Source organism: Pseudomonas sp. MDV22-iso1 (genome assembly GCF_058145095.1).
Genome location: NZ_JBYVMF010000028.1, coordinates 50,312 through 73,073 on the forward strand (window position 1 = coordinate 50,312; position 22,762 = coordinate 73,073).

Genomic DNA, 22,762 nt, shown 5'->3' on the forward strand with positions numbered 1-22,762 from the left:
AGAAGGCAGGGGACCGCTTCGCGATCCAGCGGGAGCAAGCTCCCTCGCCACAGGGGGACGTTGCTGAATTGAAGATTTTTGTACTACCCGATTTTTGACCTCTCTGCATAGGATTCACTCCATGGCCGTACTGCCAGAACTCGAAGCATTCCTCGAACTCGCCGAGTTCGGCCGCATGACCGGCAAGAGCCGCGCCATGCACGAACTCACCCCGGAGCAGGCACGGATCGATTTCGAAGCCTCCTCGGGCTTCCTCGATACACCGCTGGAATCGGTGTCCTGCCAGTCACTCACGATCACCGCGCGAGACGGCTTCAGCCTGCCGGCGCGGTTGTATCGTGATGGCCAGGGAGGCGACGGCTTGCAACCCGTGGTGCTGTATTTTCACGGCGGTGGCTACGTGGTCGGCAGCCTCGACTCTCACGATGCGCTGTGCCGACGCCTGACCGCGCAAGGCGGGTTCGCCCTGTTGACGGTGGATTATCGTCTGGCCCCGCAATGGCGTTTCCCGACCCCGGTGCAGGACGCTTGCGATGCCGGCAACTGGCTGGTGCGCGAAGGTGCGCGACACGGCCTCGATGCCACACGCGTGGCGTTGGCCGGCGACAGCGTCGGTGCCACGTTGGCCACGGTCCTGTCGATCATGGCCGTGCGTGAACCGACCGAACTCACGCTGAAACCCAGGGCCCAGGTGCTGGTGTACCCGGTCACCGATGCCACCACCCAACGCGCGTCCCATCGGGATTTCTCCGAAGGCTACCTGCTCGAAACCCCGACCCTGGACTGGTTCTACGCCCACTACAGCCGCACACCCGCAGACCTCGCCGACTGGCGCTGTTCGCCATTGCTGGCGCAGGACCTGTCAGGCCTCGCTCCCGCCCTGGTCTACCTCGCCGGACATGACCCCTTGCACGACGAAGGGCTGGCCTACGCTGAGCGACTGCGAGAAACGGGGAACGAAGTGACGCTGCTGGAACAGCCAGGCATGACCCACGACTTCATGCGCATGGGCGGGTTGTTGAGCGAAGTGGAAGCCATTCACGAGCAAGTGGCGCAGTGGGTGCGTGCACGTTTGTGAGACGAAAAACCAAACCGCCGGCCCACATGTGATCCCGGATCTGCACGACCTGTGTGTTCACTGAAGATCAAATGCAGGAGTGAGCCTGCTCGCGATAGCGACATGACAGGCACCATTGAGTGACTGTTGGTCCGCTATCGCGAGCAGGCTCACTCCTACAGGGTTTGGTGCTGATCACAAGATCCAGCCACACCACCGCTCACTGTGGGAGCGGGCTTGCTCGCGAAGACGGCATCACATTCAGCACAAAACCATCACCCAAAAAAATGCCCGCCTCTCACGAAGCGGGCATTTCTCATTTCAGCTTATCGTTCAGAAATCATACTTCGCGGTCAGCTGCAGGTTGCGCGGTTCGCCGTAGAAGGTGGTGTCGAAGTTACCCAGGCCAGTCAGGTACTTCTTGTCGAAGACGTTGTTGGCATTGACGGTGAAGCTCAGGTGATCGTCGTACGCGTAGCGGGTCATCAGGTCCACGAGGGTGTAGCCGCCTTGCTTGATCTGCGTGTAGTCGTTAGCGGGAGTGCTCCAGATCTTGCCGTAGAACGCACTCTGCCAGCTCACGCCGCCACCGATGGTCACCTGGTTCAGCGCGCCAGGCAGGCGATAGGTAGTGAACGTGCGAACAACGTGTTCAGGCTTGGACGTGGACAGCGGGTAGCCGAAGATGCGCTGCTCGTCCTGGTCACGAGTACGTGCATAGGTGTAGCCGGCAGACACGTTCCAGTCTGGGGCCACTTCGCCAGCCAGTTCCAGTTCGACACCGTTGGTGGTGGCGCCGTCGATGGCCTTGTAGATGCCTTCGTTGGTGACCGGGTTGGTGCCGATCGATTCAGCGACGTTGTCCTGCTCGATACGGAAGAACGCCAGGCTGGCGTTCAGCTTGCCTTCGAAGTAGGCCGCTTTCAGACCGGTTTCATAAGCATTGCCTTCCACCGGCGCCAGGGTCGAACCGTTGACGTCCTTGTAGATCTGCGGCTGGTAAATGCTGGTGTAGCTGCCATACACCGAGTACGTGTCGTTCAGGTCATAGACCACACCGGCATAGGGCGTGACGACGCCGTGTTCCTTGTAGCTGGCGTGGGTGTCGTCCAGACCCGCACCCGGGTTATAGGAATAATCTTCGTTGTACTTGAAGGTGCTCAGACGGCTGCCGAGGATGAACGACAGGTCGTCGGTCGGACGCAGGCGAGTGGCGAGGTAGATGCCGTTCTGGCTCTGGGTCCGTTCGTATTTGCCGTTTTTCGGAAACTCTTGCTTGGGCAGGGTACCGTTCCAGTCATAGATGCTGCCCGGGACCGGCGAGAATGCGCTGGTGTCGTACGTCGCGCCGGTCTGACGTGAGTGCGATGCCATGAACCCGGCGACCAGTTCGTGCTCGCGACCGCCGAGGGAAAACGGTCCGGACACGTTCACGTCTGCCGTGTCCTGAACGCGATGGCCTTCCCAGCGACCCCAGTAGAGAAACATGCCTTCGCCGGTGGCGCGATCAGGGTTGCCGCCGCTGGCCGAGGCCAGTTGGGTATCGTGATCGGTGGTTTTCTGGTTGAGGCTGAGCTTGAGTTTCCAGTCGTTGGCCAGCGCCTGTTCGAGGGACGCGAAGTAGGTGGTGGTGTCGAAGTCACGACGGCTCCAGTCGGCGCCCGGATTGAAGCTGCGAGAGAAGTCGGTGCGACCGCCATCGGAGAAGTACACCGGGTTCCCGGTCCAGGACGAACCGCGTGGGGTCACGCTTTGATTGTCGATGCCGAAGGTCAGCAGGGTGTCGTCCGTGAGATCGGCTTCGAGGATACCGTAGTACACGTCCTTCTTCTGGCTGTAGTGATCGATGTAGGAATCTTTGTCCTGATAGGCGCCGACGAAGCGACCACGCACGGTGCCGGTATCGTTCAGCGGACCGGAGATGTCGCCTTCGGTACGGTAGTTATCCCACGAGCCCGCGGTGCCGGTAATTGATGCCTTGAATTCCTTGGTCGGTTTTTTGCGCACCAGGTTGACCGTTGCCGAAGGGTCGCCCGAACCGGTCATCAGGCCAGTGGCGCCTTTGATGACTTCGACGCGGTCGTAAGTCGCCATGTCGACATGCGTTGCACCTTCGTCGTACACGCCGTCGTAGATGGTGTTGACGCCGTCGTACTGGAAGTTGGTGATGGCAAAACCACGGGCCGAGTACTCGGTACGGTCGCTGTCATATTGCTGAACCGAAATGCCGGGTGTGTTGCGCAGTACGTCAGCGATGCTCTGGGCACCGCGATCGTCCATCTGCTGACGCGTCACCACGGTCACCGATTGCGGCGTTTCACGCAGGGTCAACGGCAGCTTGGTCGCCGTAGTCGTCGCACCGGTGGTGTAGGAACCGGTGTCTTCAGTGGTCAGGCCCAGGGCCTGGCCGGAAATGGTGGTTGCGCCCAGTTGCAGGCTCGAGCCGCCGCCGGACACCAGGGTTACGGTGTTGCCGTTGATCTGGAACGAGATGCCGGTGCCCTTGAGCAGTTCCGACAGGGCTTGCGACGGCTCCAGCGAACCGGACACAGCGCGGGATTTGATCCCTGCGACCTGGTCCGGGCTGTACAGAATCTGCAGATTGGTCTGCATGCCCAGTTCGGTGAGTGCGCTGGACAGTGGCTGTACCGCAATACTCACTTTTACAGGTGCAGCATTGGCCATCGAGCTCCCCAGCAAGGTGGCGCTCAGCAATACGCTGGTGAACAGGGTGCGATGCAAAGTCGGGCGCTTTACGGCCAGCGCGAGAGGTGTGCGGCGTGTGAGAGGTCGCATTACGTACCTGAGCTCCTGAAAAAGTGTTGTGCAGCGTTTTTGTTAATAAGAATGATTATTAAGACGGGGCGCAGACACAAAACCGGAAAGAAACTTTAAAAATAAATTCATGAGGGTGAAGGCAGTAGTATTCGCATTACCGGCAGGCTGACTCGGTTACTGTGGCGAGGGAGCTTGCTCCCGCTGGACTGCGCAGCAGGCCCCTGCTTTTTAGGCAAAGAGTGGGGCCGCTGCGCAGCCCAGCGGGAGCAAGCTCCCTCGCCACAAAAGCGTTTACATTCTTCACCAGTCAGGCAGGGGCCAACTCGGTGACAACCCGCCCGCTTTCCATCCGCACCAACTGATCCGCTACATCGAAATACCGGTCATCGTGGGAGATCACGATGATGGTCTTGCCCAGGCGCTTCAGGTCCGGCAGCAGCTCGGTGTAGAAGATTCGCCGGAAGGTCGGGTCCTGATCCGCCGCCCATTCGTCAAACACCAGCACCGGACGTTCCTCGAGCCAGGCATTCACCAAGGCCAGGCGTTTGCGCTGGCCGGTGGACAGGTCGGTGGTGGTGAAGCTGCCGTCCTTGACGCTGACCTTGTGCGAAATCTCCAGCCGTTGCAGGTACTTGTTGGCATCCTCGGGAATGTGTTGGTCGCCCTGAACCACATCATCGAACAGGTAGTAGTCAGCAAAGATCGTGGTGAACAACTGGCGGTAGTCATCGCGGTTCTGTGCGTCGATCGCCTCGCCATTGACGCAGATTTCCCCCTGCTGCGGCGTGTACAGCCCCAGCAGCAGCTTGATCAGCGTGGTCTTGCCGCAGCCGTTTTCGCCGACGATAAAGGTGATGTCGCCTTGCTTGATCGTCAGGTTCACCGGTCCCAGCTGGAAGGGCGCGGCACCTTCGGCGGCAGGAAAGGCGAAACGCACATCGGCGAGTTTCAGTTCGTGCACCGCTTGTTTGACCTGGCCCTGATCGCTCAGGAGCAGATGCGGTTCGGGGGTGGAAAATTGCTCCGACAGTTCGGCGATCCGGCGGAAGGCGATTTGCGCGCGGCTGACAATCGGCAGGGTGCTGATCAAATGTTCCAGCGGCCCTTTCATGTACAGCAGCACCAGCACAAAGCCGCTCATCACGGTTTTATCAGCGCTCGGCCAGTAGGTTTGCAGTGCCAGCGCCAGGCCGATCACCACGAAGAACAGCATGGAACCAAAGGTTTTGGCGATGACAAAGGTGTTGATCGAGCGCACCTGGGTGTTGCAGATGAATTCGGCCGTGGACTTGATCCCCGAGACGAACATGCGTTGGCGGCGTGGGCGATGAATACGCAGTTCCTTGGCACCTTCGGCAATCGCGTTGTAGTGCTTTTGCAGCTCATCTTCGGCATCGCGGGCGGCCATGAAACCTTGCACACCCTTGCTTTGAGCGTAGGCCTGGATGGCCGTGCCGATCAGGATCGCAGCGACCATGATCAGGAACATCGGCCACGACAGCATCGCCAGATAACCCATGCAACCCAAGGTCACCGTGACGGAAATCGCCAGTGGCGCGAAGGCAAATGCGAAGTCGCTGATGGTGTCGACGTCGTGAGTCAGCACCGGAATCAGGCGGTGGCTGCGATAGCGCTCGATCTGTTCAATGGGCGCCGACAGAACCTTTTCACCCAACTGTTTACGCAGCTTGGCGATGATGTGCTGGCCGACGTAATTGGTGCCGATGTCCGAGCAGATCGAGCTGGCCAACGCCAACAGGCACAGCCCCGCGAACAACGCGACAAGGCCTTGGGTCAGGCCGGTGTCCGAATGCAGGGCGTTGTTGATGGTCGCCAGCAAGACCGTGACGCTCAGACCGCCGACCATGCCCAGGAAAATGGACGTAGCGACGATGAGTCGAAACGGTTTCAGCAAGGCGAACAACTCGCCGATGGCGCCACGGGGAGGCTGGGTCATGGAAGACAGTTCCTTGGGTGTAAAGGCAGATACCCAGTAGAACGTCTGGTCGCAGGCTTAATTTAGAGGGGCGCCGACTGGCGGCAGTACAGATTGACACGACCCCTGTAGGAGCTGCCGAAGGCTGCGATCTTTTGATCTTGTTTTTTAGAATCAAGATCAAAAGATCGCAGCCTGCGGCTGCTCCTACAGGGTGCGGCGGTGCGGCGTTTCGATTGGTGCGGGGCGGAGAGGGCGCTGCGTGACTCAGAGCTCGCGCACAATCCGGAGTCCAATCCAGTCCCCACGTTCTTGCGGGTACTGGCTGTTGCGATTGCCTGAACGGGAAAACACCGGAGCCTCACCCCAGTCGTTGCCGCGAATTCGCACCGCTTCGCACTTGGCTTCGACCCATGCGCTGCCGTCGGTGGGGGCGCCGACGTAGTTCGGATGCTCGCAGTCTTCGACCCATTCATAGACGTTGCCATGCATGTCGTACATGCCGAACGCGTTCGGTGCATAACTGCCCACCGGCGAGCTGTAGCTATAGCCGTCCGCCGGGCCGTAGGTGTTGGCGTGTTTGGCGATGCTGTATTCCTTGCCCTCGTCGAAGGGGAAGGGAAACGGTCCCTTGGTACCGCCACGCGCGGCGTATTCGCGCTGGGCTTCGCTGACCATGCGGTACGTCTGCCCGGTCTTTTTCGACAACCAGGCGACGTAGTTTTTCACGTCGTCAAAATTCATGCACACCGCAGGCTGGCGCGGGCCCTGGGGGTAACGCGGTTTGCTGGCGACGCACTCACGACCAGGCCTTGTGTCGCCATTGGCGATGGTCACGCCACTGTCGCGCATGTAGCTGTCCCATTCGCCGGCGGTGACCTGGAAGCGGCTCATGGCGAAGGGCTTGGCGAAGGTTACCGCATGCATCGGACTTTCATCGGGCTCGCGACCGACTTCATCGTCCGGCGTGCCCATGGTGAACGTGCCAGCGGGCAGCACCACCATTTCCGGGCAGTCCCGACAGTCCTTGAACACCTTGCCCGGCTGTGGCGGCGTGGCGGCCACGGCGGTGGCAGGTGCAAGAGCGGCCATGAGTGCAGTGAGGGCAAGCGCCTTGAGTGGCAGTGTCGGCAGATCTCGATTCATGAGTCATCTCGAGTAAAGAAAAACGGAGGTATGAGCAACAAATCATTGTGGCGAGGGGATTCATCCCCGTTGGGTTGCGAAGCAACCCCGCTCTTTACCTCAAAAGCAGAGGCCTGCTGCGCAGCCCAGCGGGCGTGAACTCCCTCGCCACATGAACCTGTATGCCTTTGATCCTGTGCGCAGGTGTGCATCGTCAGGTTGTCTTGCTCAGCAGGGCCATAAATCGGTCGATCTCGTGTTCGGTATTGAGCAAACCCGGGGCAATGCGAATCACCGGACCAACATCGCGTTCCACGGAATCGCAGACAACGCGGTTTGCCATCAACTGCGCGGCGACTTTTTCGCAGTCGCGGTCCTTGATCCGGAAGAAGGTGAAGCCAGCCGACAGCGCCGGGCTTTGCGGCGTCACCAGTTCGATCTGCGACTGTTCCAGCAGGCGATTTTTCGCATAGGTGTTCAGCGCATGAATGCGTGTCTGCACCTCGGCCTTGCCCATTTGCAGGTGCAGCTTGAACGCCTCATCCAGCGCCCAGCGATGCTCGAAGCTGTGATAGCCGCCGGGGGTCATGATGGTCGAGAAGGACGTTGCCTCGGAGAAGGTCGGGATGGTTGGCGTCACGTCCTTGAGCTCGGCGGAGCGGGCGCAAATGATCCCGGTGCCCCGTGGACCGAACATCCATTTATGCGTGCCGGCGATGAAAAAGTCGCAATGCATGTCAGGAAAATCGAGGTTCTCGACACCGAAGCCATGCACGCCGTCGACCACGTACAGAATGCGGTCTTTTTCGTCGCGGTTGCGGTTCAGCTCTTCCACCAGCTTGCCGATTTCGCCGATGGGCAGTTTCACGCCGCTGCCCGATTGCACCCAGGTCATGCCCAGCACACGAGTATTCGGGCGAATGCCCTGGGCGATCGACGCCAGCACTTCGTCCTCGGAAATGTCGCGACTGCTTTCGAACAGCTTGAGCTTGCGGATCTTCACCCCGTCCTTCTGTTGGCGGTAATCCAGCGTGTAATTGGTCGCGTAGTGCTCGTGTTCGGTGGTGAGGATTTCCTGGTCCGGGCGCACATGGATGCCGCCGTAGATCAGCGACAAACCCTCGGTGGTGCTGCCGGTGAGGGCGATCTGTTCAGGGGTGGCCTTGAGGTAACGAGCAGCCCACGCGCGAACTTCCTGTTCGCGTTTCTCGGTTTCCCCCAGGTCCCAGTCCATGGCTCGGCCGGGGTTGCGGTCGAGGTTGGCGCGGTGCCTGTCGATGGCTTCGCGCACGGGTCTCGGGTGCGACGTCACCAGGAAGTTGGCGAAGTGCAGGTAGTCCGGATCCTGGTTGAACAGCTGACGCAACTGCGTCCATTTGTCCTTCGGCAACGGCGCTGGATTGGCGGCCAATGCCGGCAGGTTCACAGCGGCACCCAAGGGCAGGCCCGCGGCAAGGAGGCCGGCCTGCTTGAGGAATGAACGACGGTTGGTCATGAGGTCGGTTCGCTTTTGCAAAAGAGAAAAATCAGTGGTTCGCCACAGGTTTCGACGACTGCTGAACCTGGTCCCAGACCCGCAGGAAATTACCGCCCCAGAGCTTGGCGATGCCGGCGTCGCTGTAGCCGCGGCTGATCAGCTCGGCCGTCACGTTGCGGGCTTCGCTGACGTCTTTCCAGCCATCGAGACCGCCGCCGTCGTTGAAGTCGGAACTGATGCCGACATGGTCGATACCGATTTTCTTCACCGCATAGTCAATCGCGTCGCCATAGTCCTTGAGTGTGGCTTTGGGCTCTTCATCGACAATCGCGTAGAGCTGGCTGGCGTACTCGCCGAAGCGCTGCTCGGACCAGACGGTGATGATCGGATCGCCCGGCATCAAGGCCATTTCCAGGCCTTGCAAGGGCTGCAGATCGAAGCGCGCACGCAGGGCGTTGAGCTTGTCCTGAGTGGCCTGGCTGAGCGGGCGGATGTAGGTCGGGAAACCGACGATCTGCACCACGCCGCCACTGTTCTTGATCAGTTGCATTTCCGGGTCGCTGAGGTTGCGCGGGATGTCCACCAGCGCCCGCGGCGCCGAATGCGAGGCCACCATCGGCGTGCGACTCAGCTGCGCGACTTGTTCCAGTGCCTTGGTCGACATTTGCGAGACATCGATGATCACCCCGAGGTCATTGAGACGATGCACGGCCTGCTGGCCGATCTCCGACAAGCCGCCAAGGGCGTCACGGGAATCATTGAAAAACGGCAGCGGGCGGGAGGAGTCGGCCCAGGCGTTGTTGCCCACGTAGCTGAAGCCGAACATGCGCATGCCCCGTGCCGCCCAGGTGTCCAGGGCGTTCAGGTCGTTGCCCAGCGGGTAGGCGTTGAGCATGCTGAGGAAAATCGCAAACTTGCCTTCGCCGTGCAGGCGCCGGAAGTCGTCGGGGGTGTAGGCGATGGCGACCTGGTTGGGGAAGTCGCGCACCATCGTGCTGATGATCTTGTAGCGGGTTTCCTGCTCGAACCGCGCCTCGTCGACGAACCCGGCGGTGGGGCGGTGGGGTGCGTTTTCGCCGTTCCAGATTTCCGGCCAGCCGAAGATGGTCAGGGCTGCGCCGGACAGACGACCGCGCCCGGTCTTGACCAGGTCGAACTGGCCGGTGCCGTCCTTGTCGGCTTCGTTGCCGGCGGTGCCGAAGTCCAGCGGGACGGTGACGTGGCTGTCGAAGGAAAGGATGCGCTCTTGCAGCTCATCGGCTTGCTTCATCACCTTCACCGGGTAACCAGGATTGTCCTTGAACCAGTAATCCCAGGCCGCATAGCCGGCTCCGGCGGTGATGGCCAGCGCCAGCGGCAGGCCGAGGTAAAGAGCCTTTTTCGAACGTGGTTTTGTCATTGCCATCTCAGTCAGGTTCGCCACCCCGATGCGGGCGCAGGGGCCTTTGCTATCTGGGAAGAACGAGTTTGCAGGTTGGAAATTTAGTTGAATTTGCGAGCCTCATCGCGAGCAAAGCTTGCTCGCGATGCTCTTAAATTTACGGCAGCAGCAAACGTTCTAGCTTGGATAAAGCCTGCTTCATGGCTGACACAGGTAGGGCAATGACGATTTCTCGACGATGGTTCATGGCAGGCCTGGCGCTGACCGGTGCCGCCGTGCCTGCGGCTTTTTATGGGCATCGCGAATGGAGCAAACCGGATCCGACGATCACCCCCGGGGAAGCCTCGTTCGACGTGGCGGATGTCGCCGGCCAGCATCTGGCGAACACCTTGCGTGGCGTCTGGCAGATTCGTTTCGAGGGGCAGGACGGCGGTCTCGAAGGCTTGCCTCGGGACGGTCTGGAAGTGTTCCTCGACGTCGGTCACAAGGGCCGTGGTTTGATCGGGTTTCTCGACACCGCCGAGCGGTTGCGGGCCAGCGAGGCGCCGCGCTACCGGGTATTGGGCGATCTGGCAGATGCCAAACCTGCCGAACTGAGCTGGCGACTGATTAGCGCCAATGCGCTTCACGACACGCCGGATTACGAGTTCAGCATGTCCCTGGACGAGGTGTGGGCCGGGTTTGGCAATGCCGGCAGCGGCACGCTCAGTGGTCGGGTGCTCAACCTGGATCGGCCGCTGATGCTGACCGCCCAGGACAATCGGTTCATCGCCGTCAAACGCACCTTTCCCGAAGCCCGGGAGCGCACGGGCCTTAATGCGCCGCTGTTGGCCTGGCTGATTTCCCCGGAACACCGCCTGTTTCACCAGCTCTGGCACGCCTCCCGGGACAAGTGGCACACGCTGCCCGAAGACAAGCGCAATGCTTTGCGCGGCATTGGCTGGCAGCCCGGCCCGCGCGATAAGGAGCGCGATGCCCGTGGCGCGCGCAAGGATCGCAATGGGTCCGGCGTGGACTTTTTCTTCATGCACCGGCACATGCTCGGTACGGCGCGTTCGATGCAGGATCTACCCTCGTGGCCGCACTTCCCGTTGCCGCAACCGGAACTGGTCCGCGATCGTGTGGGCTTCGCGGCGTATTTCGATAATCACGACGGCACAGCGTTGCCACCGACCTGGTTGGCGGACGACGACGCCGAGTACTCGCAGTGGGTCGCTGACATCAAAACCGCCGAGACCTACCACAGCAATTTTCAGGTGTGGGAGTCGCGCTATCGCGATCCGCGTTATCTGTCGAAGCTGACCCTGGGCCAGTTCGGCTCGGAGGTCGAATTAGGCCTGCACGATTGGCTGCACATGCGCTGGGCCTCGGTGCCGCGGGACCCGTCCAATGGCCAGCCGGTGCCGTTTGCGCGGGATCCGTCGGACTTTTCCGCGCGCTGGTTCGCTGCGGAAAACGACTTTCTCGGCGACCCGTTTTCGTCCCACGTGAACCCGGTGTTCTGGCATTTTCACGGCTGGATCGATGATCGCCTGGAAGACTGGTTCCGGGCTCATGAGCGGTTTCATCCGGGCGAGGTGAATCGGTTGGAGGTCAACGGCGTGGCGTGGTTCGCGCCGGGGCGTTGGGTTGAAATTGATGATCCCTGGCTGGGGCCAGGCACCCACGGCTGCAGCACCACGCCGGGTTTGCAGCCGGGCAAGTCGGTGGAAATGGACCCGGAAACCATGAAGCTGGCGTTGCGCATTACCTTCGGCGAGGACGAGAAGAAGCTGGCGGACCTGTTGCGCAAAGTACCGCAACGACCTTGGTATGCACGGCATTTGAAGGCCAAATAAAGCCAGGCTTGAGACTGCGTTATCGTTCATCGCGAGCAAGCTTTGCTCCCACAGGTGATCATTGTTGAACACAGATTCCGTGTTCACTGGAGATCAGTGTAGGAGTGAGCCTGCTCGCGATGAGGCCCATTCAAGCACCTCACACTACAAAACCTGCCACCCCCCACCCAACGCCTTGTACAGCGCAATACTCGCCTGCATCCGCGCCAGCCGCAGTTGCACATTCAAATCCTGCGCCGTATACAGCGTTCGCTGTGTTTCCAGCACTGTCAGCAAATCCTCGGCCCCGGCCTGATAGCGACTCTGGGCAATGTTGAACGCTGTCTGCGCCTGATTCAGTTCTTCCCCTTGCCACTGCCGCTGCTCATCCAGCCCGCGAATGCTGTTGAGGGCTTTTTCCACGTCGGCGAAGCCATTGATGATTGCTCCGCGATACGCTTCCAGCAGCTCCTCCTGACGGGCCGTAGCCTTGTCACGCTCGGCACCCAGGCGACCATTGTTGAACACCGGCGCAAGCAGCCCGGCGGTGAGGTTGTAAAACGGGCTGCGCAGGATATCCGCCGCGCGATCCGCACCCGAGCCCAGTTCGGCACTCAGGGTCACGGTAGGCAGCATGGCGGCGCGCGCAACGGTGACGTCCGCTTGTGCGGCGGCCAGTTGCGCTTCGGCGCGGGCAATGTCCGGACGACGGCTGATCAGCTCGCTGGGTACCCCGGCCGTGATCGTCGGCCAGGTCAGTTGATCGAAACGTTCCTGCCCCAGGGACAGTTGTTGCAACGGCCGGCCAAGCAGGGCGGCGAGGCTGATCTGCGCCTCCTGCGTCTGTTGCTGCACCAGTGGCAATTGCCGTTGTTGCGCGGCCACCAGGCTCTTCTGTTGCGCCAGCTCCAGCGTTGTTGCCGAGCCCGAGTCAAAGCGCGTCTGAACCAGTTTCAGCACGCTCTGTGCGTTGGCCAGGTTGAGCTCGGCGATGCGTTGTTGCTCCTGCAGTGACAGGGTTTGCGCGTAACCGTTGGCGACGCCGCTGAGCAGGGTCAACTCCACGGTTGCCTGATCGAACTCGCTGGCCTGCAAAGCGAACTGTGCACTGTCGCGAGACGCCCGTTGGCCGCCCCAGAAATCGATTTCGTAGCTGGCGCTGAGGTTGGCGTCGAAGTAGTCCACCGCCTTGTTGCTGCTGTCGGCATCCAGCTGGCTGTAGCCATTGCCGCGTAGCAGTTTCTGGCGGTTGGCGTTCAGGCCGGCCTTGACCTCCGGCAGTAGCGAGCCGCCGGCAACCACCGTTTCCGCCTGTGCCTGGCGCACCCGGGCCATGGCGGCGGACAGGTCGAAACTGCCGACCCTGGCCTGCTCGACCAGGCGATCCAGCTGTGGGCTGCCGAACTGCGACCACCACTGCACATTGCTGCGGGTCGCGCTTTCGCTGTGGGGCGACTGCCAGGCGGCGGGAGGCGCAATACCACTGTCCGGACGCTGAGCGGGACTGCCGCACGCGCCGAGCAACACGCAGAGGGTCAACAGACTGAGTTGCGGCTTCATAAATCGATCATTCACTGGTAAGGGCCGTGACCGGGTCGAGTCGGGCAGCTTTGCGGGCCGGCATGAAGCCGAAGACAACACCGGTGACCAAGGCGCAGCCAAAGGCACCAAGCACCGCTATCAAGGAAAAGGCGACCGCCACTTCGCTGAGGATCAGCACGCCGCCGACGATCAGCGCGAGTGCAATACCAGCGAGTCCGCCCACCACCGAGAGCATCACCGCCTCGGTCAGAAACTGGCGCAGAATGTCGCGCTGGCGTGCACCGGTGGCCATGCGGATGCCAATCTCCCGGGTTCGTTCACGCACCGTCATGAGCATGATGTTCATCACGCCGATCCCGCCGACCAACAGCGAAATCGCGGCAATCGAACCGAGCATCAGCGACAGGGTATTTTGTGTGCGCGCCTCGGCCTGGATCATCGCCGCGTTGTTGGTCAGCTCGAAATCTTTCTTGCCGTTATGCAGGCGCAGCATCAACTGCTCGATGGCCTGTTCCGCCTCCTTGACCTTGCGCGCATCGGCAGCGGCGATGGCGATGTATTCCGGATTATGGGTGCCGAACAACCGTACGCTGGCCGCCGAGTAGGGGATGGCGATGCGGTCGTCGCTGTCGGAGTCGCCGGAGCTGGCGCCTTTCTCGGCCAGCACGCCGACCACCTGGAACGGCACGTTTTCGATCAGGATGTACTGGCCGATCGGGTTGGCGACGTTCTTCAGCAGTTTCTGCCGCACCTTGTGACCGATCACCGCCACGGCGGCTGCGTTCTGTTCATCAGCCTCGGTGAAGTAACTGCCCTCGACCACGGGCCAGTTGAAGATGGCCGGAAAGTTGGTGTCGTTGCCGCCGACGTAGCTCATGTGATCAAGATTGCCGAAGCGCACCCCGGCCTCCTGACCGTTGACCGGCATGATGCGCATCACCTGCGGCAGGCTCGCCACCGCCTTGACCTCGTCCAGCGTCACGATGCCCAGCGGGGTTCGCGGGTTCGGCGAGGAGCCGCTGAGGTAAATGATGTTGGAGCCGAATGCGCCCATCTGCGCCATCACCTGGCGCTTGCTGCCTTCACCGACGGCCAGCATCACCACCACCGACGCAACGCCGATGATGATGCCCAGCAGCGTCAGCGCGGTGCGGAACTTGTTGATCCACATCACCCGCCACGCCGCTTGCACCGCGTCCACCAGCTCACCTTTCCAGGCGCCCGTGGCTTCGGCGCCTTCGGTCAGACGCTTGCGCAAATCCACCGCTTGCAAGGCGCCGGGATTGGCCGAGGTCTGGACCTCGGGATGGTCACGGGCGCTGTCGCTGATGATCAGCCCGTCGCGAATTTCGATGATGCGCTTGGCCCGTGCCGCGACTTCGCGGTCGTGGGTAATGAGGATCACCACGTGGCCCTGGCTCGCCAGTTCGTCGAGCAGGGTCATGACCTCGGCGCCACTGTGGCTGTCCAAAGCGCCAGTAGGTTCGTCGGCCAGAATAATGTGGCCGCCGTTCATCAAGGCGCGGGCGATCGACACCCGTTGCTGTTGGCCGCCGGAAAGTTGATGCGGACGGTTGCCGGTGCGTGACGCCAGGCCGAGCCGGTCGAGGAGGGCGGCGGCGCGGGCATGACGTTCCGCGGCCGGGGTGCCGGCGTAGATCGCCGGCATCTCGACGTTTTCCTGGGCCGAGCCGGACGGGATCAGGTGGTACCCCTGGAACACAAAGCCGAATGCCTCGCGGCGTAGCCAGGCCAGTTCATCGCTGTCGAGGCCGGCGACGTTTTCCCCGGCGAAGCGATACTCGCCCGACGTCGGGCGGTCGAGGCAGCCGAGGATGTTCATCAAGGTCGATTTGCCGGAGCCCGAGGCACCGACGATGGCGACGAATTCGCCCGCGTGGATCGACAGGTCGATGCCGCGCAACACCTGAACTTCAGGCGCGTCGCCACCGCCGTAGGATTTGCGGATGTCCTGCAGGTCGATCAGGGGCGTCAGCATTCAGCCGCCACTCCCGTCGACCGGTCCGATCAACAGGTGATCGCCTTCCTGCAAGCCGTCGAGGATCTGTACCCGCAGACGATCGCTGATGCCGGTACGGACATCGCGCTGCTGCAGACTGCCGTTCTCGGCGACTACCTGGGCGGTCTGGATGTCCGTTTTTGTACCGGATTGCAGGGCGGCAATGGGCGCGGTCAAGACGTTTTTCGCCTGGTCGGACACGAAAAACACCTGAGTGGTCATCTCTGCCATCAGCGCGTTATCGGCGTTATCGACGTCGAGCAACACGGTGTACAGCACCACGCGCGCGCTGCCGCTTTTACTCGAACTGGCCGGACTGCCGCCGCCTTGACTGGTTTGATCGAGGGGTTTTGGCGGCACCGGAAGAATCTGGCGCACGGTGCTGCTCCAGCGTCGAGTGCCTCCGCTGAGGGTGGTGAACCAGGCCTGCATGCCGGGTTTGACGTGGCCGATGTCCGCTTCAGAGACCTCGGCCCAGACGGTCATCGGCGACAATTTGGCGATGCGCAAAATCAACGGCGTTTGCTGCTGGGCATTGAGCGTCTGGCCTTCACGGGCATCAAGGGCGACGACGGTGCCGGCCATCGGTGCATAAATGCGCGTGTAACCGAGCTCGGCCTGGTCGCTGCGCAGGCTGGCCTGGGCCTGGCGGATCTGCGCCTGGAACATGTCTATGCGCGCCTGGGTGGCGCGCAGTTCTGCCTGGGCCGTCTGCACGTCTTCCTCACGGGTGGCACCGCCGGCCTTGAGGTTCTGTTGGCGCTGGAATTTCTGCCGGGCCAGTTCGTGCTGTGCCCGTTGTTCCTCGAGCTGAAACTTGAGGTTCTCGATGGAAAAGCGTCCGGCGTCGAGTTTGGCCTGTTGCGTCGATGGGTCGATTTCCACCAGCAACTGGCCTTCCTTGACCACGTCGCCGACTTCCACATGGATCTTGTGGATTTGCCCGGACGCCTGGGCACCGACGTCGACATAACGCCGAGGTTGCAGCGTGCCCAACGCCGTGACACTGGTTTCGATGTCGCCACGGGTGACCTGCACGGTGGCGAACTTGTCACGACCGGGGGGGATGAACTGCCAGGCGGCGACGGCGATAACGGGGATCAGACACAGTGTTACAAGCAGGGCGCGTCGGGCGTGACGGGGACGTTTCATGCAGGGTTCCAGTCAATGGAAATCGACCCGTCGTTCGTTTTGCAAGAAAAGTCCGGCAATAAGTGAACGCTGTCGGCAGACCGACAGAGACGGGGAGCTGTCCTTAATACGAGAAACGCCGCGTCGAATTTAGGCGCGGTCACGTGGGGGCACACATATAGACCATGACTATTTGTCGGGCAAGATGAAGCAATACTTTAAATCTATATGAGAATTACTATAAATTACGCGCCTCGCTCTGCCACTATCTTGCCACTGCCCATTTTGGCGGTCGACAGAGTGGCTCAAGGAATGAATCCGCACCCGTGCGGACGGGAGTCATGTTGGAAAACTACTATCGTGAGCTGGTGTGTTTCCTGAACGCCAAGCTAGGCAACCGTCAGGTCGCCGAAGATGTGGTGCATGACGCTTATCTACGGGTTTTGGAACGCTCCAGCACCACGCCGATCGAGCAGCCCCGGGCGTTTTTGTACCGCACCGCGCTCAATCTGGTGATCGATGACCATCGGCGCAACGCCCTGCGTCAGGTCGAGTCGCTGGAAGTGCTCGATAACGAAGAGCGCTATTTCTCCCCGTCCCCGCACAACAGCCTCGACCACGGCCAACGCCTGGAAATGCTCCAGCGTGCCTTGTCTGAATTGCCGCCGTTGTGCCGCGAAAGTTTTCTGCTGCGCAAGATCGAAGGCCTCTCCCACCCCGAGATCGCCGAACGCCTGGGGATCTCCCGGGCGCTGGTGGAAAAGCACATCGTCAACGCGATGAAGCATTGCCGGGTACGGATGCTGCAGTGGGATGCCCACTGATCTCATCGTGTTAAATTTTGTTTCATTGTCCTCGTCCTTACTCAACAGACGACCTGCTGTCCTGCCCCAGGGCCGGTCAGGTCACTCAGCTTTTCCTCCCCGCTGCTCGGGGGTTCATCCAGAGGACACTGGAAATGACACAGGCAATTGCATCGCCCATCGTTCACGACCTGATCGGCGTCGGTTTCGGCCCTTCGAACCTGGCGTTGGCCATCGCTCTGCAAGAACGCGGATCGAGCCAGGGGGAACTGGATGTACTGTTTCTCGACAAGCAGGCCGACTACCGCTGGCACGGCAACACCCTGGTGACCCAGAGCGAGTTGCAGATCTCCTTCCTCAAAGACCTGGTAACCCTGCGCAACCCGACCAGTCCTTACTCGTTCGTCAATTACCTGAAGCACCACGGTCGTCTGGTGGACTTCATCAACCTGGGCACTTTTTACCCGTGCCGCATGGAGTACAACGATTACCTGCGCTGGGTTGTCGCACAGTTCGACACCCAGAGCCGCTACGGTGAAGAAGTGCTGACCATCGAGCCGGTGCTACACAACCAGCAGGTCGAAGCGCTGCGGGTGATTTCCAAAGACGCCCAAGGTCAGCAGCACGTTCGCACCACGCGTTCGGTGGTGGTCAGCGCCGGCGGCACACCGCGCATCCCGGAAGCGTTTAAAGCGCTTAAAGGTGACAACCGTGTGTTCCACCATTCCCAGTACCTGGCACAGATGGCCAATCAACCGTGCGTGAATAATCAGCCGATGAGCATCGCGATCATCGGGGGCGGGCAGAGCGCCGCGGAAGCATTTATCGATTTGAACGACAGCTTCCCATCGGTGCAGGTGGACATGATCCTGCGCGGCTCAGCCCTGAAACCCGCCGATGACAGCCCCTTCGTCAACGAAGTGTTCTCGCCGGAGTTCACCGACCTGGTGTTCCAGCAAGCCAGCAGCGAGCGCGAGCGTTTGGTCAACGAGTACCACAACACCAATTATTCGGTGGTGGACATCGATCTGATCGAACGCATCTACGGCATCTTCTATCGCCAGAAAGTCTCGGGCATCGCCCGTCATGCATTCCGCACCCTGACCACGCTTTCAAAAGCCACCGCCACCGAGCACGGCATCGAACTGACGATGCGTAACAACGCGACCGGTGAAGTCACGGTGCGTCACTACGACGCCGTGGTCCTGGCCACCGGTTACGAGCGCCAGATGCACCGCAAACTGCTGGCACCGCTGGAGCAGTACCTGGGTGATTTCGAGGTGGACCGCAATTACAAACTGATCACCGACGACCGCTGCAAGGCCGGCATCTATATGCAGGGCTTCTGCCAGGCGAGTCATGGTTTGAGCGACACCTTGCTGTCGATCCTGCCGATCCGTGCGGATGAGATTGCCGGGTCGTTGTATGAACATGGCGAGAACCGTGGGCATAGCCGGTCGATGGTGGATCTGTTGTTGGCGACGGCTAGCTGAGATTTTCTGCGACAGTGAAACCGCCATCGTCGGAATGCCGCCCAGAGCAGGCTCGCTCCTACATTGGATCTGTATACACAGGACCCATGTAGGAGCGAGCCTGCTCGCGATGGCGTCCCTACCGTCACCAAAAATTCTCAATCCTGAACCCCTCCTGAAGAACCCCGAAATTCCCCCCGTGCACCCCAAACACCGCGTTTACTTTCCTTAAACAGCGGCGCAAGCTTCGCGTGTTTTCAATCAATAGCGGAGACCCACAGTGGGTACTTGTTCGAGTGACAGACGTCGGCCGGTCCTGAAAACCGGCACATTCTCGGCAAGATAACGCGCAGCTTTTTTTGTGCCGTTGTCTCGCCTGAACGCGAGCAGCGGCCTTCCGATCGCAGCCACTACCGGTGCGATTTTCGATGCCCTCTCTACGACGCTGAACTGTGCGTGATGGTCGACCTTCGTGTCGTCATCGCGGCGTCTCGACACGCCTGCTCGAAGGTTTCCCGGCTGACCCTGGGGGAACTGCCATGAACCTGACCCTGCTCAAAGAATTCTTCGCCGGATTCCTGCGCACTCGCCACATCGCCCGGCATTTTCGTCGATTGGCGCTGCTGGAAAACTTCACCGACACCACCGTCAGCCGCGCAGTGCCGCCGACGCTGGCACAAACTCTGATCAGCGCCGCTAACAGCGAAGCCGGTCAACTGCTCAACAGTCTCGGCAGCCACACCCACGGGCTCAGTGACCTTGAAGCCGACGTCCTGCGCGAACGCTTCGGGCTCAATGAAGTCGAGCATGAGCAGCCGTTGTCTTGGTGGACTCACCTGTGGCACTGCTACAAAAATCCGTTCAACTTGCTGCTTACATTGTTGGCGGTCATTTCCTGGCTGACCGAAGACCTGAAAGCCGCGATCGTGATTTTCTCGATGGTGGTGCTCTCGACCTTGCTGCGCTTCTGGCAGGAAACCAAATCCAACCAGGCTGCCGACGCGCTCAAAGCGATGGTCAGCAACACGGCCACGGTGTTGCGCCGCGATGAACACCGGATCGAATTGCCGATCAAGCAACTGGTGCCGGGGGACCTGATCGTGTTGTCGGCGGGCGACATGATTCCCGCCGATTGCCGGGTGCTCGGGGCCAAGGATCTGTTCGTCAGCCAGGCTGCGATGACCGGCGAATCGATGCCCGTGGAGAAATTTCCTCGGCAGCAGGACGACGATACCGACAACCCGCTGGACCTCGACAACATCCTGTTCATGGGCACCAACGTGGTGTCCGGCACCGCGACGGCGGTGGTGCTGACTACCGGCAACAGCACCTATTTCGGTGCGTTGGCACAACGGGTCGGCGCCACCGATCGCGCGCCCACCTCGTTTCAGACCGGGGTCAACAAAGTCAGCTGGTTGCTGATCCGCTTCATGTTCGTCATGGCGCCGCTGGTGCTATTCATCAATGGTTTCACCAAGGGCGACTGGACCGAAGCGTTGCTGTTTGCGTTGTCGATTGCTGTCGGCCTGACCCCGGAAATGTTGCCGATGATCGTCACCTCGACCCTGGCCAAGGGCGCGGTATTTTTGTCGCGCAAAAAAGTCATCGTCAAACGCCTCGACGCCATCCAGAACTTCGGCGCCATGGACGTGCTGTGCACCGACAAGACCGGCACTCTGACCCAGGACCGGATTTTCCTGGCGCGCAACGTCGATGTCTGGGGGAACGACTCTGATGATGTGCTGGAAATGGCCTACCTCAACAGCTACTACCAGACCGGCCTGAAAAATCTGCTGGACGTAGCCGTGCTCGAACACGTCGACATTCACCGCGAACTGAAAGTCGGCACGGCGTTTCGCAAGGTCGACGAGATTCCCTTCGACTTCACCCGTCGGCGCATGTCGGTGGTGGTGGCCGAGCGTGATCATTCCCATCTGTTGATCTGCAAAGGTGCCGTGGAGGAGGTGCTGGCGGTGTGCTCGCGGGTGCGCCACGGTGTTATCGACGAAGCGTTGACCGAGGAACTGCTGACGCGGATTCGTCAGGTCACTGCAGCGTTCAACGCCGAAGGACTGCGGGTGGTGGCCGTGGCGGCGCGGCCGATGAGCGAGGGGCGCGATACGTACAGCCTGGCGGATGAACAGGCATTGACGCTGATTGGCTATGTGGCCTTTCTCGACCCGCCGAAGGAAAGCACCGCGCCCGCCCTGAAAGCCCTGGCCGCCCACGGCGTGGCGGTAAAAGTGTTGACCGGCGACAACGAGCTGGTGACGGCCAAGATCTGCCGCGAGGTAGGTCTGGAGCAACAAGGCCTGTTGATGGGCAATGACATTGAGCGCATGACCGACGCCGAGCTGGCGGTGGCAGTCGAGACAACCAACGTCTTCACCAAACTCACGCCCTCGCACAAGGAACGCATCGTCCGCCTGCTAAAAAGCAACGGACATGTGGTGGGTTTCATGGGCGACGGGATCAATGACGCACCGGCCTTGCGCACGGCGGACATCGGAATTTCGGTGGACAGCGCCGTGGACATTGCCAAGGAAGCGGCCGACATCATCCTTCTGGAAAAAAGCCTGATGGTGCTGGAAGAGGGGGTTCTGGAAGGCCGCCGGACCTTCGCCAACATGCTCAAGTACATCAAAATGACCGCCAGCTCGAACTTCGGCAACGTGTTCTCGGTGTTGGTGGCGAGCGCGTTCATCCCGTTCCTGCCGATGTTGCCGATGCACCTGCTGGTGCAGAATCTGCTCTACGACATTTCGCAGATCGCCATTCCGTTCGATAACGTTGATGAAGAGATGCTCAAGCAACCCCAGCGTTGGCAGCCAGCTGATGTCGGACGTTTCATGCTGTTCTTCGGCCCGATCAGTTCGATTTTCGACATCACCACGTTTGCGTTGATGTGGTACGTGTTCGATGCCAATACCCCGGATCACCAGACGCTGTTCCAGTCGGGCTGGTTCGTGGTCGGGTTGCTGACACAGACGCTGATCGTGCACATGATTCGTACGCCGAAGATCCCTTTCCTGCAAAGCCGCGCGGCGATGCCGTTGATGGTGATGACGGGGATTATCATGGCTGTCGGGATTTTTCTGCCGATGGGGCCGCTTGCGCATTACTTCAAATTGCAGGCGTTGCCGTCGTTGTACTTTGTGTTTTTGCCGGTGATTTTGTTGGCTTATATGGGGCTGACGCAGGCGGTGAAGGGGTTTTATGTTCGGCGGTTTGGGTGGCAGTGAGGCTCGTCGTTCGTCTTCGCGAGGTCTGCTGAATCCACTGCAGGAGCAAAGCTTGCTCGCGATGACGGGCTGACAGTTGCCCATTTCTGGCGGGTGTACCCAAATCAAATTGTGGGAGCTGGCCTGCCGGCGATGGCGGTTTGATCGGCGCTGAGATTCTTGCGGGTGTACATATCCATTCCTGCGGTCACGGCTTCTATGGGTTTCGCCCTTACGGCGAGTCACTTGGAAGAGCGCCAAGTAACCAAACGCTCTTGCCCCTTTCGTGCGGTGCCTCGCCTGGGCTCGGCATACCCTCGCTCCGGTCCTGCTCCGTGGGCCCGCCGCGATCGGCCATCCCTGGCCGTGCGCGGCTAACCCGGCATCCTTGCCGGGTTACCCACTGCACAGAACCTGCGCTCAGCCTGCCGATGGGGCAAGAAGATCAAAATCAAAAGCCACAGCGAGGCGGCCTGACAGCCGACCTGACTTTCGCGGCTCACGCGTTCACCTGTGGGAGCTGAGCTTGCTCGCGATGACGGGCTCACAGCCGACTCCTATCTCCCGGATATACCCGGATCAAACTGTAGGAGCGAGCCTGCTCGCGATCGCGGCGTGATCGGCGGGGAGTGTCTTGCTGGTGTACATATCCATTACTGCGCTTACGGCTGCTATTGGTTTCCGACTCTTCAGGCGTGGCCGCTTGTAGGAGCTGTCGAGTGCAACGAGGCTGCGATCTTTTAATCTTGCCGTTGCTTCGGCGGCGGTCTTTGTGCGGATACGGATGTGAACAACGTTTCCTACGGTGGACTTGCAGGCGAAGAGTTTTCCCAATGAAATCGCGTCATCGTTTACGTCCATCGCGAGCAGGCTCGCTCCTACAGTTTGAGCCAGGGACATCAGGGAAAGATGCATAGGTTATCAGGCCGCCATCGCGAGCAAGCTCAGCTTGTATGTTTAGACTTGAGGGGTGGGGTGGGACTAAAAACTCAGTTCTGACTC

General features: G+C 60.6%; 13 protein-coding genes. 5 read left to right on the forward strand and 8 right to left on the reverse strand.

Annotated elements, in window-relative coordinates:
- The first annotated feature begins 121 nt into the window (after nucleotides 1-121).
- Nucleotides 122-1,078 (forward strand): alpha/beta hydrolase, encoded by a 957-nt coding sequence (locus tag AC3ZVB_RS24800; RefSeq protein WP_490147978.1) that lies wholly within the window; start codon nucleotides 122-124, stop codon nucleotides 1,076-1,078.
- Between the two features lie 312 nt (nucleotides 1,079-1,390).
- Here the strand turns inward: AC3ZVB_RS24800 and AC3ZVB_RS24805 are convergent, their stop codons facing one another.
- The 5 genes from AC3ZVB_RS24805 to pvdM all read right to left on the reverse strand — a co-directional run bounded on the left by AC3ZVB_RS24805 (nucleotide 1,391) and on the right by pvdM (nucleotide 9,772).
- Nucleotides 1,391-3,853, reverse strand: a complete 2,463-nt coding sequence (locus AC3ZVB_RS24805) for a TonB-dependent siderophore receptor (RefSeq protein ID WP_490147979.1) — start codon at nucleotides 3,851-3,853, stop codon at nucleotides 1,391-1,393.
- Nucleotides 3,854-4,142: 289 nt separating this feature from the next.
- Nucleotides 4,143-5,792 (reverse strand): cyclic peptide export ABC transporter, encoded by a 1,650-nt coding sequence (locus AC3ZVB_RS24810; protein ID WP_490147980.1) that lies wholly within the window; start codon nucleotides 5,790-5,792, stop codon nucleotides 4,143-4,145.
- Nucleotides 5,793-6,038: 246 nt separating this feature from the next.
- Entirely contained in the window at nucleotides 6,039-6,917 is an 879-nt protein-coding gene (gene pvdO, locus AC3ZVB_RS24815; RefSeq protein ID WP_490147981.1) for a dihydropyoverdine dehydrogenase, read from the reverse strand.
- A gap of 193 nt (nucleotides 6,918-7,110) precedes the next feature.
- Nucleotides 7,111-8,391 carry a pyoverdine-tailoring periplasmic protein PvdN gene (gene pvdN / locus AC3ZVB_RS24820; RefSeq protein ID WP_490147982.1) on the reverse strand — a complete coding sequence of 427 codons (1,281 nt, stop codon included), beginning with the start codon at nucleotides 8,389-8,391 and terminating at the stop codon, nucleotides 7,111-7,113.
- 31 nt (nucleotides 8,392-8,422) lie between these two features.
- Nucleotides 8,423-9,772 carry a pyoverdine-tailoring dipeptidase-like protein PvdM gene (gene pvdM, locus AC3ZVB_RS24825; protein WP_490147983.1) on the reverse strand — a complete coding sequence of 450 codons (1,350 nt, stop codon included), beginning with the start codon at nucleotides 9,770-9,772 and terminating at the stop codon, nucleotides 8,423-8,425.
- Between the two features lie 203 nt (nucleotides 9,773-9,975).
- Between pvdM and pvdP the strand changes: the two genes are divergently transcribed.
- The gene (gene pvdP / locus AC3ZVB_RS24830) at nucleotides 9,976-11,592 is read left to right on the forward strand and encodes a pyoverdine maturation tyrosinase PvdP (protein ID WP_194692520.1); all 1,617 of its coding nucleotides are present in this window, start codon (nucleotides 9,976-9,978) and stop codon (nucleotides 11,590-11,592) included.
- 144 nt (nucleotides 11,593-11,736) lie between these two features.
- Here pvdP and AC3ZVB_RS24835 read toward each other — a convergent pair whose 3' ends face one another.
- Genes AC3ZVB_RS24835 through AC3ZVB_RS24845 form a run of 3 tightly spaced genes read right to left on the reverse strand, consistent with a single transcriptional unit; the run spans nucleotide 11,737 to nucleotide 16,285 of the window.
- Nucleotides 11,737-13,131, reverse strand: a complete 1,395-nt coding sequence (locus AC3ZVB_RS24835; protein ID WP_490147984.1) for an efflux transporter outer membrane subunit — start codon at nucleotides 13,129-13,131, stop codon at nucleotides 11,737-11,739.
- A 7-nt stretch (nucleotides 13,132-13,138) separates the two neighbouring features.
- Nucleotides 13,139-15,112, reverse strand: a complete 1,974-nt coding sequence (locus AC3ZVB_RS24840; RefSeq protein WP_490147985.1) for a MacB family efflux pump subunit — start codon at nucleotides 15,110-15,112, stop codon at nucleotides 13,139-13,141.
- Entirely contained in the window at nucleotides 15,113-16,285 is a 1,173-nt protein-coding gene (locus AC3ZVB_RS24845) for an efflux RND transporter periplasmic adaptor subunit (protein WP_490147986.1), read from the reverse strand.
- 320 nt (nucleotides 16,286-16,605) lie between these two features.
- Between AC3ZVB_RS24845 and AC3ZVB_RS24850 the strand changes: the two genes are divergently transcribed.
- The 3 genes from AC3ZVB_RS24850 to mgtA all read left to right on the forward strand — a co-directional run bounded on the left by AC3ZVB_RS24850 (nucleotide 16,606) and on the right by mgtA (nucleotide 21,781).
- The gene (locus AC3ZVB_RS24850; protein WP_490147987.1) at nucleotides 16,606-17,088 is read left to right on the forward strand and encodes a sigma-70 family RNA polymerase sigma factor; all 483 of its coding nucleotides are present in this window, start codon (nucleotides 16,606-16,608) and stop codon (nucleotides 17,086-17,088) included.
- 134 nt (nucleotides 17,089-17,222) lie between these two features.
- The gene (locus tag AC3ZVB_RS24855) at nucleotides 17,223-18,560 is read left to right on the forward strand and encodes a lysine N(6)-hydroxylase/L-ornithine N(5)-oxygenase family protein (RefSeq protein ID WP_490147988.1); all 1,338 of its coding nucleotides are present in this window, start codon (nucleotides 17,223-17,225) and stop codon (nucleotides 18,558-18,560) included.
- A 518-nt stretch (nucleotides 18,561-19,078) separates the two neighbouring features.
- Nucleotides 19,079-21,781, forward strand: a complete 2,703-nt coding sequence (gene mgtA, locus AC3ZVB_RS24860) for a magnesium-translocating P-type ATPase (protein ID WP_490147989.1) — start codon at nucleotides 19,079-19,081, stop codon at nucleotides 21,779-21,781.
- Nucleotides 21,782-22,762 lie beyond the last annotated feature (981 nt).

Bases quoted from the DNA above. Each gene is read 5' to 3' on its own strand.
- AC3ZVB_RS24800 (WP_490147978.1), top strand. From the start codon at position 122: ATGGCCGTACTGCCAGAACTCGAAGCATTCCTCGAACTCGCCGAGTTC.
- AC3ZVB_RS24805 (WP_490147979.1), bottom strand. From the start codon at position 3,853: ATGCGACCTCTCACACGCCGCACACCTCTCGCGCTGGCCGTAAAGCGC.
- AC3ZVB_RS24810 (WP_490147980.1), bottom strand. From the start codon at position 5,792: ATGACCCAGCCTCCCCGTGGCGCCATCGGCGAGTTGTTCGCCTTGCTG.
- pvdO (WP_490147981.1), bottom strand. From the start codon at position 6,917: ATGAATCGAGATCTGCCGACACTGCCACTCAAGGCGCTTGCCCTCACT.
- pvdN (WP_490147982.1), bottom strand. From the start codon at position 8,391: ATGACCAACCGTCGTTCATTCCTCAAGCAGGCCGGCCTCCTTGCCGCG.
- pvdM (WP_490147983.1), bottom strand. From the start codon at position 9,772: ATGACAAAACCACGTTCGAAAAAGGCTCTTTACCTCGGCCTGCCGCTG.
- pvdP (WP_194692520.1), top strand. From the start codon at position 9,976: ATGACGATTTCTCGACGATGGTTCATGGCAGGCCTGGCGCTGACCGGT.
- AC3ZVB_RS24835 (WP_490147984.1), bottom strand. From the start codon at position 13,131: ATGAAGCCGCAACTCAGTCTGTTGACCCTCTGCGTGTTGCTCGGCGCG.
- AC3ZVB_RS24840 (WP_490147985.1), bottom strand. From the start codon at position 15,112: ATGCTGACGCCCCTGATCGACCTGCAGGACATCCGCAAATCCTACGGC.
- AC3ZVB_RS24845 (WP_490147986.1), bottom strand. From the start codon at position 16,285: ATGAAACGTCCCCGTCACGCCCGACGCGCCCTGCTTGTAACACTGTGT.
- AC3ZVB_RS24850 (WP_490147987.1), top strand. From the start codon at position 16,606: ATGTTGGAAAACTACTATCGTGAGCTGGTGTGTTTCCTGAACGCCAAG.
- AC3ZVB_RS24855 (WP_490147988.1), top strand. From the start codon at position 17,223: ATGACACAGGCAATTGCATCGCCCATCGTTCACGACCTGATCGGCGTC.
- mgtA (WP_490147989.1), top strand. From the start codon at position 19,079: ATGAACCTGACCCTGCTCAAAGAATTCTTCGCCGGATTCCTGCGCACT.